This is a genomic window from Amphritea atlantica (assembly GCA_024397875.1).
In the GTDB taxonomy this organism is placed as follows: Bacteria; Pseudomonadota; Gammaproteobacteria; order Pseudomonadales; family Balneatricaceae; genus Amphritea; species Amphritea atlantica_B.
In genome coordinates this window covers 4,111,574-4,125,975 of record CP073344.1, presented here as the reverse complement: position 1 = coordinate 4,125,975, position 14,402 = coordinate 4,111,574, and the positions used below count along the sequence as shown (strand labels likewise).

General features: G+C 54.0%; 14 protein-coding genes. 10 read left to right on the top strand and 4 right to left on the bottom strand.

The features are described from left to right. The gene (locus KDX31_18975) at positions 1-507 is read right to left on the bottom strand and encodes a peptide deformylase (GenBank protein UTW03367.1); all 507 of its coding nucleotides are present in this window, start codon (positions 505-507) and stop codon (positions 1-3) included. 141 nt (positions 508-648) lie between these two features. Here KDX31_18975 and KDX31_18970 point away from each other — a divergent pair, with 141 nt between their 5' ends. The 7 genes from KDX31_18970 to KDX31_18940 all read left to right on the top strand — a co-directional run bounded on the left by KDX31_18970 (position 649) and on the right by KDX31_18940 (position 8,325). Continuing rightward, the gene (locus KDX31_18970) at positions 649-1,692 is read left to right on the top strand and encodes a LysM peptidoglycan-binding domain-containing protein (GenBank protein ID UTW03366.1); all 1,044 of its coding nucleotides are present in this window, start codon (positions 649-651) and stop codon (positions 1,690-1,692) included. 39 nt (positions 1,693-1,731) lie between these two features. Beyond that, on the top strand, positions 1,732-2,856 hold the full coding sequence (gene dprA / locus KDX31_18965; GenBank protein UTW03365.1) for a DNA-processing protein DprA: 1,125 nt from the start codon (positions 1,732-1,734) through the stop codon (positions 2,854-2,856). 127 nt (positions 2,857-2,983) lie between these two features. After that, positions 2,984-3,496: a 5-(carboxyamino)imidazole ribonucleotide mutase gene (purE, locus tag KDX31_18960; protein UTW03364.1), complete on the top strand. Its 513-nt coding sequence runs from the start codon at positions 2,984-2,986 to the stop codon at positions 3,494-3,496. Between the two features lie 5 nt (positions 3,497-3,501). Beyond that, a complete protein-coding gene (locus KDX31_18955) occupies positions 3,502-4,059 on the top strand; it encodes a Sua5/YciO/YrdC/YwlC family protein (GenBank protein ID UTW03363.1) in 558 nt (185 codons plus the stop codon). Between the two features lie 53 nt (positions 4,060-4,112). Continuing rightward, positions 4,113-5,027, top strand: coding sequence for an oxygen-dependent coproporphyrinogen oxidase (gene hemF / locus KDX31_18950; protein UTW03362.1), 915 nt, complete (start codon positions 4,113-4,115; stop codon positions 5,025-5,027). Position 5,028: 1 nt separating this feature from the next. Next, positions 5,029-5,865 (top strand): shikimate dehydrogenase, encoded by an 837-nt coding sequence (gene aroE / locus KDX31_18945; GenBank protein UTW03361.1) that lies wholly within the window; start codon positions 5,029-5,031, stop codon positions 5,863-5,865. An 84-nt stretch (positions 5,866-5,949) separates the two neighbouring features. Then, positions 5,950-8,325 carry an AAA family ATPase gene (locus tag KDX31_18940; GenBank protein ID UTW03360.1) on the top strand — a complete coding sequence of 792 codons (2,376 nt, stop codon included), beginning with the start codon at positions 5,950-5,952 and terminating at the stop codon, positions 8,323-8,325. Positions 8,326-8,994: 669 nt separating this feature from the next. Here the strand turns inward: KDX31_18940 and KDX31_18935 are convergent. Both KDX31_18935 and KDX31_18930 read right to left on the bottom strand, forming a co-directional pair. Continuing rightward, positions 8,995-9,591, bottom strand: coding sequence for a hypothetical protein (locus tag KDX31_18935; protein ID UTW03359.1), 597 nt, complete (start codon positions 9,589-9,591; stop codon positions 8,995-8,997). A 38-nt stretch (positions 9,592-9,629) separates the two neighbouring features. After that, the gene (locus tag KDX31_18930) at positions 9,630-10,172 is read right to left on the bottom strand and encodes a gamma carbonic anhydrase family protein (protein ID UTW03358.1); all 543 of its coding nucleotides are present in this window, start codon (positions 10,170-10,172) and stop codon (positions 9,630-9,632) included. A 126-nt stretch (positions 10,173-10,298) separates the two neighbouring features. Between KDX31_18930 and prlC the strand changes: the two genes are divergently transcribed. The 3 genes from prlC to KDX31_18915 all read left to right on the top strand — a co-directional run bounded on the left by prlC (position 10,299) and on the right by KDX31_18915 (position 13,308). After that, positions 10,299-12,332 carry an oligopeptidase A gene (gene prlC, locus KDX31_18925; GenBank protein ID UTW03357.1) on the top strand — a complete coding sequence of 678 codons (2,034 nt, stop codon included), beginning with the start codon at positions 10,299-10,301 and terminating at the stop codon, positions 12,330-12,332. Between the two features lie 96 nt (positions 12,333-12,428). Then, positions 12,429-12,698, top strand: a complete 270-nt coding sequence (locus KDX31_18920) for a YheV family putative metal-binding protein (protein ID UTW03356.1) — start codon at positions 12,429-12,431, stop codon at positions 12,696-12,698. A 22-nt stretch (positions 12,699-12,720) separates the two neighbouring features. Next, complete coding sequence (locus KDX31_18915; protein ID UTW03355.1) at positions 12,721-13,308, top strand: DNA-3-methyladenine glycosylase I; 588 nt, start codon at positions 12,721-12,723, stop codon at positions 13,306-13,308. On the opposite strand, the gene KDX31_18910 is transcribed toward KDX31_18915, so the two are convergent. Beyond that, positions 13,305-14,399, bottom strand: a complete 1,095-nt coding sequence (locus KDX31_18910) for a PQQ-dependent sugar dehydrogenase (protein UTW03354.1) — start codon at positions 14,397-14,399, stop codon at positions 13,305-13,307. The two genes, KDX31_18915 and KDX31_18910, sit on opposite strands and share 4 nt — an antisense overlap. Between the last annotated feature and the right edge of the window lie 3 nt (positions 14,400-14,402).

The following is a 14,402-nucleotide window of genomic DNA, read 5'->3' as shown; positions in this document are numbered from 1 at the left end:
TCAGGCCTTCTGACGGTGCAGTTTGTCCAGTTTACTGCGGATGCGATTACGCTTCAGAGGCGAGAGGTAATCGACAAACAGCTTGCCTTCAAGGTGATCAATCTCGTGCTGAATACAGACCGCCAGCAGATCGTCGGTCTCCAGAGTGTACTCCTCTCCGAACTCATTCATGGCTGTCAGGCGGATTTTGTTAGCCCGCTCAACATCTTCATAGAATCCGGGAACAGAGAGACAACCCTCCTGCATCCGCTCAGTTTCATCAGTAAGAACCTCAATCTGGGGATTAATAACCACAAGAGGGCTATTTTTTTCTTCAGAGGTATCGATAGTGATGATACGCTGGTGCACATTGATCTGCGTTGCCGCCAGGCCGATGCCCGGAGCGTCATACATGGTTTCAAACATGTCTTTGACCAGCTGACGCAGCTCATCGTTAAATTCGGTAACCGGCTCAGCAATTGTGCGCAGGCGTGGATCGGGAAATTCGAGTATTGGAAGTAGTGGCATGGCTGCTTGAGAAAGAAAAGGTTGAAAAAAATGGGCGCTAGAATCAATAATCTTCCCATTATACTGATATAGATACACAATGTATTGCCGATACTGTTATAGACTCTCAAAAATGTGGCGGTCTGAGACAAGGATTAGATGATGAAACAACTGGTAACAGGTTTTCTGGGCGCTCTTGCGGTTTGTATTGCATTAGTAATGCCGGTGCAGGCCGATGTTCGCAAAGATACCCTGGCGTTAAAAGAAAACCATCCGAAAACGTATGTCGTGGTTAAAGGGGATACGCTGTGGGATATCTCAGGGATGTTCCTGCAATCACCCTGGAAGTGGCCTCAGCTGTGGGGCTCTAACCCGCAAATTGATAACCCGCACCTTATCTACCCGGGTGATGTGTTAACACTGAAGTGGATCAATGGGCAGCCGCGCCTGGTGCTGAACGACGGTATCCTGCGTCTGAGCCCCAAGGCCAAAGTGACGCCACTGCGGGATGCGATTCCTGCGATTCCGCTGAAAGATATCATCAGCTTCCTGTCTGACAATATTATTATGGACAGTGATGAGCTGACAGCTTCACCCTATATTGTCGGTGGCACAGCAAACCGTATCGTCGCCGGTGCAGGTGACCGGGTATACGCCCGGGGAACCCTGGTGGGTGATTACGCCCGTCAGAACGTTTACCGTCCGGCAAAAGAGTATATCGATCCGGTCACTCAGGAACACCTGGGCTATGAGCTGTTCAAAATTGGCGATGCGGTCGTGGATAGCAAGAAGGGGGATATCATCACGCTGGATCTGCGCAAAACCCGGGAAGAGGTCTCTGCACTGGACCGGGTATACCCCAGCCCGAAAGAGGCCATACAGTCTGTATTCTATCCCCGCGCCCCTGAAGGTGAGATCGATGGTCGAATCCTGTCTGTGTTGCGCGGCGTTCGTCAGGCCGGACAGTATGATGTGGTCGCTATCAACCAGGGCGTGCGTGAAGGCTTAAAACCCGGTGATGTGCTGACGATTTTCCGTTCGGGTGAAGTGCTGAAAGATCCGGTGACTAAAGAACTGATCACCCTGCCGGCTGAAAAATCGGGCCTGCTGATGGTCTTCAAGGCATATGAGAAGATCAGTTATGCCCTGATTCTTAAGGCGACTGAGGTCATCGCGATCGGTGATGAAGTACATACCCCCGAGTAATCACCTTTAAAACGACCATACAATGGACAAGGAGTGTCCATGCACGACCATCTCAGAGAGTGGATCGCCCTGTCAGAGTTGCCCGGGATTGGTCCGGCAGGACTGCTCCGGCTTATGCAGCCGGAGTCAGGGTGTAGCGCTGCTCAAACATCTCTGCTGCAGCTGAGTCATAATCAGCTGCAGTCACTTAACCTGCCCGCCCGGACTATTCACCACATCAGGGGATATCAGAGGGGGGAGTGGCCGGACCGTGAATATCTCCAAGAGATTGATCGTTGGCTGCAGCAGCCCTGTAACCATCTGGTCACCTTTATCTGTGACCGATACCCGCCTTTGTTAAAACAGATTTCAGATCCTCCCCTCCTACTCTATATAAGCGGCGATCCTGAGCTGTTGCATCTGCCTCAGCTGGCCATTGTCGGCAGTCGATCTGCCAGTCGCAGTGGTATAGCGCTGAGCCGATCCTTCGCCAGTGACCTTACCGCGGCGGGAATTACCATCACCAGTGGACTTGCCAGGGGTGTTGATGGCGCAGCGCATATGGCGGCTGTGGCGCTTTCAAAGCCTACGGTCGCTGTGCTGGGCTCAGGCCTGATGAATGTCTATCCGCGTCAGCATCAGAGTCTTGCCGATGACATTATCCGCCTGGGCGGTGCGCTGGTGTCCGAATATCCATTAACGATGGCGCCGCTGCCGCATAATTTCCCCCGGCGTAACCGGATTATCAGCGGGCTGAGTGCTGGTGTGCTGGTAGTTGAAGCGGCCCGGCGCAGTGGCTCGTTAATTACTGCGCGACTGGCGCTTGAGCAGGGGCGCGAAGTATTCGCGCTGCCCGGGGCGCTGAATAATCCGCAGAGTCATGGGTGTCACGATCTGATTCGCGAGGGCGCGACTCTGATTGAAACCAGTGCGCAGATTATTGAGCCCCTGGCCAGTTTGCTGGGTAGTTACTGTTATGATGAACAACGGGAAGCACCCGACTCGATAAAGCTGACGGATGCCGAGGCAGTCCTGCTGGAGCAGATCGGTTATCAGTTGATAACGCTTGAGCAACTGATCGGGGTGACAGGGCTGAATGCCCCGGTATTGTTACCGCAACTGGTGGCGATGGAGCTGTCAGGCTACATCGAGAATACTCCGGATGGCTATCAGCGACTGATCTGAAAAAAGACTGATCTGTTTAACCCCCGGAAGCGTAAAAAAACCTGCATTTTGCGTGGTTGAATATTGTACAGTTTTAGAGTAATTTGCCACGTTTTCCCAAATAACTTCACGACTTCTGAAGGAAATCATGACTAAACCATTTGTTGCTATTCTGATGGGTTCCGACTCCGACCTGCCGACTATGAAGGCTGCTGCCGACGTGCTGCGTTCTCTCGAGGTTCCGTTTGAGATGAAAGTGAGCTCAGCGCACCGTACACCGGTACAGACTCACGACTATGTTAAAGATGCTGACCAGCGTGGTGCCGTTGCATTCATCTGTGCGGCGGGTATGGCTGCTCACCTGGCGGGTGCGGTTGCTGCCAATACCACTAAGCCTGTGATTGGTGTGCCAATCGAGTCCTCCCTGGATGGACTGGATGCCCTGCTTTCCACCGTGCAGATGCCGGGTGGTATTCCGGTGGCAACCGTTGCGATCGGTAAAGCGGGTGCTAAAAATGCAGCCTATCTGGCATGTCAGATTGTTGCTGTGCAGGATGCTGAACTGGCTGAGCGGATCAAGGCAGAGCGTCAGGCAAATACCGATGCGGTGATTGCCAAAGATAAAGCGCTGCAGGAAAGACTGGCGAACGGCGAAATCTGATCGCTATGGGCTGGTGGCATATTCGTCAGGCAGCCGGGGCGATGCACCGGGGTGGTGTTATCGCCTATCCTACAGAAGCTGTTTGGGGGCTCGGCTGTGACCCCTTCAATGAAACAGCGGTGTATCGTCTGCTTGCTATCAAGCGTCGCCCGGTGCAAAAAGGGCTGATACTGGTGGCGTCATCGGTGCAGCAGGTAAAACCATTACTGGACAATCTTGCGGCAGAAGACCGGGAGCGTGTAATGGCTTCCTGGCCTGGTCCGGTCACCTGGATTTTACCTGATCCTGATAATCTTATACCCTACTGGATTAAAGGCGATCATACTTCTGTTGCCGTGAGAGTGAGTGATCACTATCAGGTGAAAAGTCTGTGTGAAGCGTTTGGGTCAATGATTGTGTCGACCTCGGCGAATTATTCAGATAAAGAAGCTGCGAGGGATAAATTGAAAGTGAACATTCACTTCAGGGATAAAGTAGAGATGATTGTTCCCGGTGAGCTAGGTTCTCTGAGTCGGCCAACGAAAATTTATCGACTGGACAGTGATAAGCCGGTACGAAGCTAAATATGACAGCCGTTGGTTGTGACCAACAAGGCTGCAATGACAGAGGTGAGAGAATGTCAGCACCGGACATTAATGCGGTAAAAGAGTATCTGTTGGGCCTGCAGGACAGTGTCTGTGCGCAACTGGAACAGGCCGATGGGCTGGCAACGTTTGTCGAAGACAACTGGCAGCGGGAAGCGGGCGGCGGAGGTCGTACTCGGGTTCTGGTGGACGGTGCTGTGATCGAAAAAGGCGGGGTGAATTTTTCCCATGTCTTTGGCGATAAACTCCCCGGCTCGGCGACTGCGCATCGTCCGGAACTGGCCGGCCGTACATTTCAGGCGATGGGGGTGTCGCTGGTTATTCACCCCCACAACCCGTATGTACCCACCTCTCATGCGAATGTGCGTTTCTTTATTGCAGAGAAAGAAGGCGAAGAGCCGGTCTGGTGGTTTGGTGGCGGCTTCGATCTGACCCCCTACTACGGCAATAAAGACGATTGTCGTGCCTGGCATCAGGCGGCAAAAGACGCCTGTGATCCTTTTGGTGAGGATGTCTATTCCCGCTATAAGACGTGGTGCGATGAGTATTTCTATCTTAAGCATCGTGACGAACCCCGGGGTATTGGTGGTCTGTTCTTTGACGATCTTAATGAGCCCGACTTTGATACCTGTTTTGCGCTGATGCGTTCGATCGGTGATGCCTATGCTCCCGCATATTGCCCGATCGTCGAAAAACGTAAAAATATGCCTTATGGCGAACATCAGCGTGATTTCCAGCTGCACCGCCGGGGCCGTTATGTTGAGTTCAATCTGGTGTTTGATCGTGGCACCCTGTTTGGCCTTCAGTCCGGCGGGCGCACGGAGTCTATTCTGATGTCTCTGCCTCCGGAGGTTCGCTGGGGTTATGACTGGAAACCTGAGCCCGGTTCAGAAGAGGCGCAGCTGTATGAATATTATCTGAAACCGCAGAACTGGCTGGAGGATTGAGATGACCGATCATTATGCGGTATTCGGTAACCCGATTAAGCACTCAAAGTCTCCCCTGATCCATACGTTCTTTGCCAGGCAGACTCAGCAGGATCTGGATTACAGTTCAATGTTAGTCCCCGAAGATGGCTTCAACGAGGCTGTGGATAACTTTCTATCCCCGGAGGGTGACGGGAAAGGTCTGAATATAACCGTTCCGTTTAAGGTTGAGGCATGGCAGAAAGCCGAGTGTCACTCTGATCGGGCGAAACTGGCGGGTGCTGTTAATACCCTCTATCGCAATGAAGCGGGTCAGCTATGCGGTGATAATACCGATGGTCTGGGGCTGGTGGCGGACATCACCCGTAATAACGGCGGTGAAATCCACGCTAAAGAACTACTTATTCTGGGTGCCGGTGGGGCCGTGCGTGGCGTGCTGGAGCCGATTCTGGCGCTGCAGCCTGCCCGACTGGTGATTGCCAACCGGACGCTAGCCAGAGCGCAGGAGCTGGCTGAGCTGTTTCGTCATCTTGGGACGATCGAAGTGTGTAGTTTTGATCAGCTCAAAGGTCAGCAATTTGACCTGGTGATCAACGGCACCGCTGCCAGTCTGCAGGGTGAAGTGCCTCCCCTTCCGGATGATCTGCTGCGTCAGGATGCCTGGTGCTATGACATGATGTACGGTGCGGATGTTACCGCGTTCAACCGCTGGGCAGTCGCGCATGGGGCGGAAAAAGCCCTCGATGGACTGGGGATGCTGGTAGAGCAGGCGGCCGAGTCATTTGCTATCTGGCGCGGAGTTCGTCCCGATACTTCCGAACTAATTCAAGAGCTTAGACATCAACTACTGGCTAAGTAGTGACCAGTAAAATCGTTCCTTGCGTGGAGTTTCTACTCGGGTTATAACAGGAGGGGTCAACTCCAGTCGCAGGAATGATCCGTTATGGAAAAAGAGACCCGCCTCTCCCCCGATCAGCTCTACCGTCACTGCAACACTGAGTTGCTGCCTTTCAAAACTACCGAAACCCTTGAACCCTATGCCGGTTTTTTTGGCCAGGAACGCGCTGTCGAAGCGATGGAGTTCGGTATCGGTATGAAGCGCCCCGGCTATAACATGTTTGTTATGGGCAACCCGCATACCGGACGATTCTCGTTCGCCATCGAAAGCATCCGTTCAAAAGCCAAGAAAGAGCTGAAGAAGACCAGCGACTGGTGTTACCTGAATAACCTGGAAGAAACCCGTAATCCCATTGTGATTCAGCTGCCTGCGGGTAAGGGCTGGGTGTTTAAGCGGGATATCAAACACCTGATAGAGGGAATCCTCACTGAACTGCCGGCGGCATTTGAAAGCCCCGCCTATCAGCGTAAAAAAAGCAAGGTGGAACGGGACTTTAACCGCCTCTACGATCAGGCGATTGAAAAAGTTGATAGCCTGGCGCGGGAACACAGCATTGCCGTATACCGCGATGCCGGGAGTATCGGCTTTACCCCGGTAGTTGAAGGCCAGGGGATGGATGAAGCTGTTTTTTCCCAATTACCGGAAGATGTCCGCGACGAGTTCACCCGCAATATCGCCAAGCTGGAAGAGTATCTCAATGAAGAGCTTGCCAGTATGCCTAAGTGGCGCAGGGAAGCCGGCGATAAAATGAAAGTGCTGGACCGGGAAACCGCCCGCAATGCCGTGGCACCTTTGATTCAGCCCCTGCGTGAGAAATACCATAACTACTCCGGCGTTGTTGATTATCTCAGTCAGCTGGAGTCCAACCTGGTCAAGAATGCGCTGGATATCATTGAAGAAGAGAAGCCAAACGAAGCACGTACCGATCTGGCCCGACGGCAGTATATGGAGAACACCTTTGGCGTCAATATGATGGTGGATAACCAGAAAACCAAGGGCGCTCCGGTGGTGTTTGAGACCCACCCAACCTATGACAACCTGTTTGGCCGCATCGAATATACTTCAGAGATGGGCGCGCTGAGCACCAACTTCCAGCTGATCCGCTCCGGTGCCCTGCATCGTGCCAATGGCGGTTATCTGGTGCTGGAATCAGAGAAACTGCTGGAGCAGCCGTTTGTTTACGGTGCCCTGAAACGCGCCCTGAAATCCCATGAGATCCGTATCGAGAATCCGATGTCGGAGATGACCGGCATGGGCACCATCACCCTGGCCCCGCAATCGATCCCGCTGAATGTCAAAGTGGTGCTGATCGGCACCCGGGAAACCTACTATCTGCTTCAGGAACTGGATCATGACTTTGAGAAGATGTTCCGGGTGGTGGTGGATTTCGATGAGGATGTAAAGCGTGAGCCGGCCACCATCCGCAGTTATGCGCGACTGATGAAAACCCTCGCCGATGAGGAGGGGCTTGCGCCGCTGAACCGTCAGGCGGTCGCCCGGCTGGTGGAGCACAGCTCCCGGCTGACCGAAGATCAGGAGCTTCTTTCGGCACACGTCGGCGAGCTGGTGGATCTGTTGTGTGAGGCGGACTATAAGCGGATTAGTAACCGCGACGAGATCATCAACGACCAGCATGTGGAGATGGCGCTGCAGGCGAAAGAGCGCCGCACCAGCCGTATCTCATCGAAGATTCTCGATAGCATCCTCAATGAAACGGTGCTGATCGATACCGATGGCGAGGCCTCTGGCCGGACTAACGGGCTGACCGTACTGGGGGTCGGTGACGTCTCCTTTGGTTTCCCGGCACGTATTACCGTGACCGTAAATCCGGGCAACCGGGGCATCGTCGATATTGAGCGCGAGGTGACACTGGGGCAGCCGATTCACTCCAAAGGGGTGCTGATCCTGTCGGGCTATCTGGGGCATAAATACGCCAAGGACTTTCCGCTGACCCTGTCTGCCAGTATCGCCCTGGAGCAGTCCTACGGCTATGTCGATGGCGACAGCGCCTCCATGGCCGAGATCTGCACGCTGATCTCGGCGCTGACCGATATCCCGATTAAGCAGCAGTTTGCTATCACCGGTTCCATCAACCAGTATGGCGAGGTGCAGGCCATCGGCGGGGTTAACGAGAAGATAGAGGGCTTTTTCAACCTCTGCAAAACCCGTGGCCTGACGGGCTCTCAGGGAGTGATCATACCGAAAGCGAATATCCGCAACCTGATGCTTAAACGTGAAGTGGTGGACGCGGTCGCCGAGGGGCAGTTCAGCATCCATGCCGTGGCCACGGTGGACCAGTGTCTGGAATTGCTGATGGGCCGTAAAGCGGGTCAGCTGAAGGAGGATGGCGCCTTTACCCAGCGGTCGGTGAATGCGTTGGTGGTGAAGCGACTGCGGGAAATCGCTAAGGCGAAAGCCTGAAATCTGTGAAACAGATTTCAGGCCAGACCGCCGCTTCGCGGCTAGCTAGAACGCGCTTCGCGCTTGCCAGACGTCACTGCGTGACTTGCTAGTGGCTAGGAAAAGCAAAGAAAAAAGCAGTGGGTTAGCGTTGATATAACGCTTTGATTTAAGTAAAAGTGAATATTGGATTTAGACACAGTGTTGGCAGGGAAGCAGACTTTACGGGCACCATCATTCTGTAAGTAGCTCCTCTTAGTTATCCCTACCTTGTTGATATATAAAATAAAAGCGATTATTGGTCTATCAAATTTCCAGAAATATAGAGCCCGGGAGTTATAGTTCCAAATGGCTCTATAATAGCTGTTATGTATCTCGCGGAGACTTGATGTAATGAAGGACAGGATCTCCCTGCTGTAATCCTTGGTGTGGCCTGCGTTCCTTACCCGATAATCCTGACTAACCGGCAGTGTTTTCTGGATCATCTGGCGAATTAAAGAGGACAGATTTATTTTCTATCGCTAAGAATTCCCATTCTCTTTCGAGCAAGTAAACGAAATTTTACGTCGAGCAACGGCCTCTTCTTTTTCTAGCAAGGAAACGAAGTTTCCGTCTAGCCACTAGCTAGCCGCGAAGCGGCGGTCTCGCCACTTCCCTTCCCTTCCCTTTGCGAAACGGCGGTCTAGCCACTTATTTGCTTTGAGCCTCAATATTTCTGAAGCTGGTGGGTGCCAGCAGCGCTGCCAGAAACAGATAGGCGTAGGCTGCGATTTCCAGGTATTCCTCCCAGAACTTGGTCTCGGTTGGGATGATCTGTTTATCAAAGATGGCGGCCATGCTGATCAGAACGCCCCCCAGGATGATGTAGAGCATCATCGGAGAGAGCAGGTAGAGCAGGATATTGCGAAGGTAGAAACGGATATTACGGAAGATCTGCACCAGGATATAAAGCAGCGGCAGGAACCAGATATACTGACCAGGCTTACCAAAGAACATATGGGCAGATTCCGGCCAGTCGGTTTTGCGGACATCGAACTCACGGAAGAAGAACGCCAGGCAGACCCAGGCAAACATCCATGCGGCGTAGCGGGAGCTACCCTGCAGGTTTTTGCCAACCACCACCATATAAAAACAGGTCAGCAGCAGAATCCCGGCCTGCAGGTTTTCCAGTAAGCCGTTCTCTTTATAGATTGTGACCTGGTCTTCGAGATTGTAGATGAATGCACCGGCAAGGATCGCCAGTAGCAACCAGAAAATTTGCAGGGTTTTGCAATTAGCAGCTAACAATCCAGTGTCTCCAATGATTATTAAAAGGCGGCATTGTCCTACGATTTATAGTCTTCTGCCAGATGTTTATCTTTAAGCTTTACATAGTTGCCGGCGGTGTAGGTAAAGAAACTCATCTCTTTCTCTGTCAGCGCCCGGGCCTGTTTTACGGGACGTCCCACGTAAAGATAGCCGCTCTCCAGGGTTTTACCGGGTGGTACCAGGCTGCCGGCGCCAATGATGACGTCATCTTCAACCACCGCGCCATCCATCACCATCGCTCCCATGCCCACTAAAACCCGGCTGCCTATAGTGCAGCCGTGCAGCATCGCCTGATGGCCGATGGTGACGTCATCACCGATGATCAGTGGAAAGCCATCGGGATTGAAAGGGCCTGCATGGGTTATATGCAGCACGGATCCGTCCTGAACGCTGGTGCGGTTGCCGATGCGGATGCGGTGCATATCGCCCCTGATCACCGTTAACGGCCAGACCGACACATCATCGCCAAGTTCGACGTCGCCCAATACCACGGCGGTGGGGTCGATAAAGGCGGCCTTGCCCAGTTTGGGGGTGTTGCCCTGATAGCTGCGGATAGTCATATGCGTCTCTTGCTCTGATGCTCGTTGAGGGTTCTATAATAAACTCAGTGTGGTGATTGAAAACAGCGTATTGCTACCCCATTTAGTAAATACTACCGTTATTTATATCCCTGTTCAGGAGTTTATATGTCCAATCCATTGCTGCAAGACCACCTGTTGCCGCCCTTTTCTAAGATTAAACCTGAACAGGTCGAGCCCGCCGTGGATCAGCTGCTGGCCGAGTGTCGCGCGGTGGTCGAGACGGTGTTGGATGGCAATGACGCGCCTGACTGGAACAATCTGGTGGTGCCGCTGGAACAGAGCCATGACCGCCTGGCGAAAGCCTGGTCGCCGGTTTCTCATATGAATGCTGTGGTTAACAGCGATGAGTTACGCGATGCCTACAACGCCTGCTTGCCTAAGCTGTCCCAGTTCTGGACTGAGATGGGACAGCATCAGGGGCTGTTCGAGGCCTATGATAAGCTGGCCAAGAGTGAGGCGTATAGCGACCTGGACGAGGCGCAGCGCAAGGTGATTGATAACACCCTGCGGGATTTCCGCCTTTCGGGGATCGCCCTGGGCGCAGCCGACAAGCAACGCTATGGCGAACTGCAGCAGAAACTGTCTGAACTGACCACCAAATTCTCTGAAAATGTGATGGACGCGACCGATGGCTGGAGCAAGCTGATCAGCGATGAGGCGGAGCTGGCCGGGCTGCCACAAAGTGCGCTGGCCTCAGCGCGACAGCTGGCGGAAGCGAAAGGTGAAGCGGGCTGGCTGGTGACGCTGGACTTCCCCTCCTATTATGCGGTGATTACCTATGCTGATAATCGCGAGCTGCGCCGTGAACTGTATGAAGCGTATGCCACCCGGGCATCGGATCAGGGGCCGGATGCCGGCAAGTGGGATAACAGTGACCTCATGACCGAGATCCTGACGTTGCGGGCTGAACTGGCCCAGCTGCTCGGTTTTGAAAACTATGCCGCCTACAGCCTGGCCACCAAGATGGCGGAAACCCCGGAGCAGGTGGTCAGTTTCCTCAATGATCTGGCTGGCATGAGTCGCCCTCAGGCGGAAAAAGAGTATCAGGCGCTGCAGGACTTCGCCCTGGAAGAGTTTAGCGAACCGGAGCTGGAGTCCTGGGATATCTCTTACTACAGCGAGAAGCTGAAACAGGCCCGTTATGCGATCTCTCAGGAGGAGCTGCGCCCCTACTTCCCGATGGCGAAGGTTCTCGATGGCTTGTTTAACATCACCGGTAAGCTGTTTGATATCGAGATTGAAGAGGTGACTGAGTTTGATCGCTGGCATAAAGATGCCCGCTTGTTCAATATCAGTCGTGAGGGTGAGCTGATCGCCCGCTTCTTCCTCGATCCCTTTGCCCGGGCGAAAAAGCGTGGCGGTGCCTGGATGGATGATTGTCGGGTGCGGCGTGTTGATAATGGCGTGTTGCAGCTACCGGTCGCCTATCTGGTGTGCAACTTTAACCCACCGGTGGGTGATAAACCGGCACTGTTAACCCATAACGAAGTGACCACACTGTTCCACGAGTTCGGTCATGGCCTGCACCATATGCTGACCCGGATAGAGTATGCGGATGTCAGTGGTATTAACGGTGTTGCGTGGGATGCGGTTGAGTTGCCCAGCCAGTTCCTGGAGAACTGGTGTTATGAGGCGGAAGCGCTGGCGCTGATCTCGGGTCACTACGAGACTGGTGAGCCGCTGCCTAAAGAGTTACTGGAAAAGATGCTGGCGGCGAAAAACTTCCAGTCTGGCATGATGATGGTGCGCCAGCTGGAACTGTCACTGTTCGACTTTCAGCTGCATCGTGAATATAAAGCGGGTGTCACCAATATTCAGGCGGTACTGAATCGTATCCGCAGCGAGGTGGCTGTCATCACTCCGCCGGCCTTTAATCGCTTCCAGCACAGCTTCAGCCATATTTTTGCCGGGGGCTACGCGGCTGGTTATTATAGTTATAAGTGGGCTGAGGTGCTGTCGGCAGACGCCTTCTCCCGTTTTGAAGAGGAAGGCGTGTTCAATACCGCGACCGGCCGCTCATTCCGCGAGAATATTCTCGAGATGGGCGGTTCGAAAGAGCCGATGGCGCTGTTCGTTGCCTTCCGTGGCCGTGAGCCAAGTGTTGAAGCACTGCTGCGCCACTCCGGTATTACTGCCTAGACCTGCTGACTGGGGTATAATCCTGCGGGCACAGGGGTGTTAGACCTCTGTGCCTGTCTATGAAATAAGTCGTTGAGACGAGTCCTTGAGAAGAGTATGACGATTGTTAAACGTTTTATCGCCGGTGCCGTGTGTCCCCGCTGTGGCGAGATGGATTCCCTGAAGATGTACCGGGATGAGAGCCGTGAATTCCGCGAATGCATTCGCTGTGACTTCAGTGATTCGATGGCGCTGGACGGTTCTGATCAGCCCGACGGTGAGCTGGATACCCGGGTGAACCGGGGTGGGAAAGTTGAACTTGAGCCGGCACAGCCACTGAATTTTGTTGCGAATCCAGGCGCTAATCCCGGTTCTGGCAAACACTAACCCGAATCTATCAGGAACCTTTATGTGCCATCGCTGTGCCTGGGCCGCTGCCACCGAACTGGAGCAACAGTACCATGATGAGGTCTGGGGTGTGCCGCAGTCCAACGATCAGCAGTTGTTTGAGTATCTGATTCTGGAAGGCGCGCAGGCGGGGCTGAGCTGGCGCACGATTCTGCAAAAGCGTGAGGGTTACAGCCGTCTTTACGAGGGCTTTGATCCGGCCACAGTCGCGGATTTTACCCCGGAAAAAATTGAACAGATGCTGCTTGATCCCGCTATTGTCAGAAACCGCCTGAAAGTGACATCCTCAGTGAAAAGTGCGGCGATCTTTCTCGAACTGGCGGCGAAACATGGCAGTTTTGCCGACTATATCTGGCAGTTTGTCGACGGCAAGCCGCTTCAGAATAGCTGGCAAAGCCTCAGCGAGGTCCCGGCTGAAACGGTCGAGTCCCGGGCGATGAGCAAAGCACTGAAAAAAGCCGGGATGACCTTTGTCGGACCGACGATCTGTTACGCCTTTATGCAGGCTACCGGTATGGTTAACGACCATGAAGTGGACTGTATCCGTTATCAGCCCTGTCGCGCGCTGGGCGAGTCCTTCAGTCTTTAGTTTTGATAGTGCACCCGGTAGATGACCCCTGCACGGTCATCGGAGATCAGCAGGCTGCCGTCCCGGTCGGTGACAATATCCACCGGCCTGCCCCAGGCGCTCTGTCCGTTTAACCAGCCCTCAATAAATACCTCCTGTCTGGGTGGCGTCACCGACGTATCGATCCGCACCACCCGATAGCCCACTTTGCTGGAGCGGTTCCACGATCCGTGTTCGGCGATAAACAGTGTCTCTGGGGTGGTGTCGGGAAACTGGCCGCCGCCGTAGAAGGTTAATCCCAGCGGTGCTACATGGGCCCCCAACCTGAGCATCGGTGGCTGGAAGTCGGACAGGGGCTGGTCCTGATACAGGTCGGGGTCGGGTATATCTCCGGCATGCACGAAGGGATAGCCAAAATGCTGACCGGCTTGCGTGAGCCGGTTAAGCTCATCATCGGGCCGGTCATCACCGAGATGATCCCGGCCATTATCGGTAAACCAGAGCTCCCCCGTCAGCGGATGCCAGGTGAAACCGACGGAGTTGCGCACTCCCCGGGCAACGATTGTCTGCTGCCCGTTATCCGGGTTCAGTTTCATGATCGAGGCAAACCGGGGATCCTGGCTGAGACAGCTATTACAGGGCGCTCCGAGGTTAAAATAGAGATCATTGTCGGGGCCGAATTTAAGGTATTTCCAGCCATGGTGCGTGATATCGGGCAGATTGTCGGTGATCAGCTCTGTTTTGAGTGCTTGCCGGCTGACACGATCAGCATCGTCGATGCGCAGAATACGATCCACGGCTGCGATATAGAGGCTGCCGTTACGCCAGGCGATCCCGCTGGGCATATTTAAGCCCTTCAGCAGCGTCTCCCGTTTTTCGTAGTGGCCATCCCCGTCGCGGTCTCTGAAGCGGTAGACCCTGCCCTCCCGCCGACTGCCGACAAACAGTGTGCCGGGCTCCCCCAGCGCCATCTGGCGGGCATTGGTTGCCTGCGCCGCGATCGATATCTGATAACCCGGCGGCAGCTTAAGTCGCTCCAGAGGCAGTGCATGCAGGGGCTGCGACAGAACCGTGCTGAACAGCACGCTGAGCGTTAACGCAGAATGACGCATATA

Coding starts and splice junctions, on each gene's coding strand:
- aroE (UTW03361.1), top strand. CDS start 5,029: ATGACCGATCATTATGCGGTATTCGGTAACCCGATTAAGCACTCAAAG.
- purE (UTW03364.1), top strand. CDS start 2,984: ATGACTAAACCATTTGTTGCTATTCTGATGGGTTCCGACTCCGACCTG.
- prlC (UTW03357.1), top strand. CDS start 10,299: ATGTCCAATCCATTGCTGCAAGACCACCTGTTGCCGCCCTTTTCTAAG.
- KDX31_18910 (UTW03354.1), bottom strand. CDS start 14,399: ATGCGTCATTCTGCGTTAACGCTCAGCGTGCTGTTCAGCACGGTTCTG.
- KDX31_18920 (UTW03356.1), top strand. CDS start 12,429: ATGACGATTGTTAAACGTTTTATCGCCGGTGCCGTGTGTCCCCGCTGT.
- KDX31_18975 (UTW03367.1), bottom strand. CDS start 507: ATGCCACTACTTCCAATACTCGAATTTCCCGATCCACGCCTGCGCACA.
- dprA (UTW03365.1), top strand. CDS start 1,732: ATGCACGACCATCTCAGAGAGTGGATCGCCCTGTCAGAGTTGCCCGGG.
- KDX31_18970 (UTW03366.1), top strand. CDS start 649: ATGAAACAACTGGTAACAGGTTTTCTGGGCGCTCTTGCGGTTTGTATT.
- KDX31_18915 (UTW03355.1), top strand. CDS start 12,721: ATGTGCCATCGCTGTGCCTGGGCCGCTGCCACCGAACTGGAGCAACAG.
- KDX31_18930 (UTW03358.1), bottom strand. CDS start 10,172: ATGACTATCCGCAGCTATCAGGGCAACACCCCCAAACTGGGCAAGGCC.
- KDX31_18940 (UTW03360.1), top strand. CDS start 5,950: ATGGAAAAAGAGACCCGCCTCTCCCCCGATCAGCTCTACCGTCACTGC.
- hemF (UTW03362.1), top strand. CDS start 4,113: ATGTCAGCACCGGACATTAATGCGGTAAAAGAGTATCTGTTGGGCCTG.
- KDX31_18955 (UTW03363.1), top strand. CDS start 3,502: ATGGGCTGGTGGCATATTCGTCAGGCAGCCGGGGCGATGCACCGGGGT.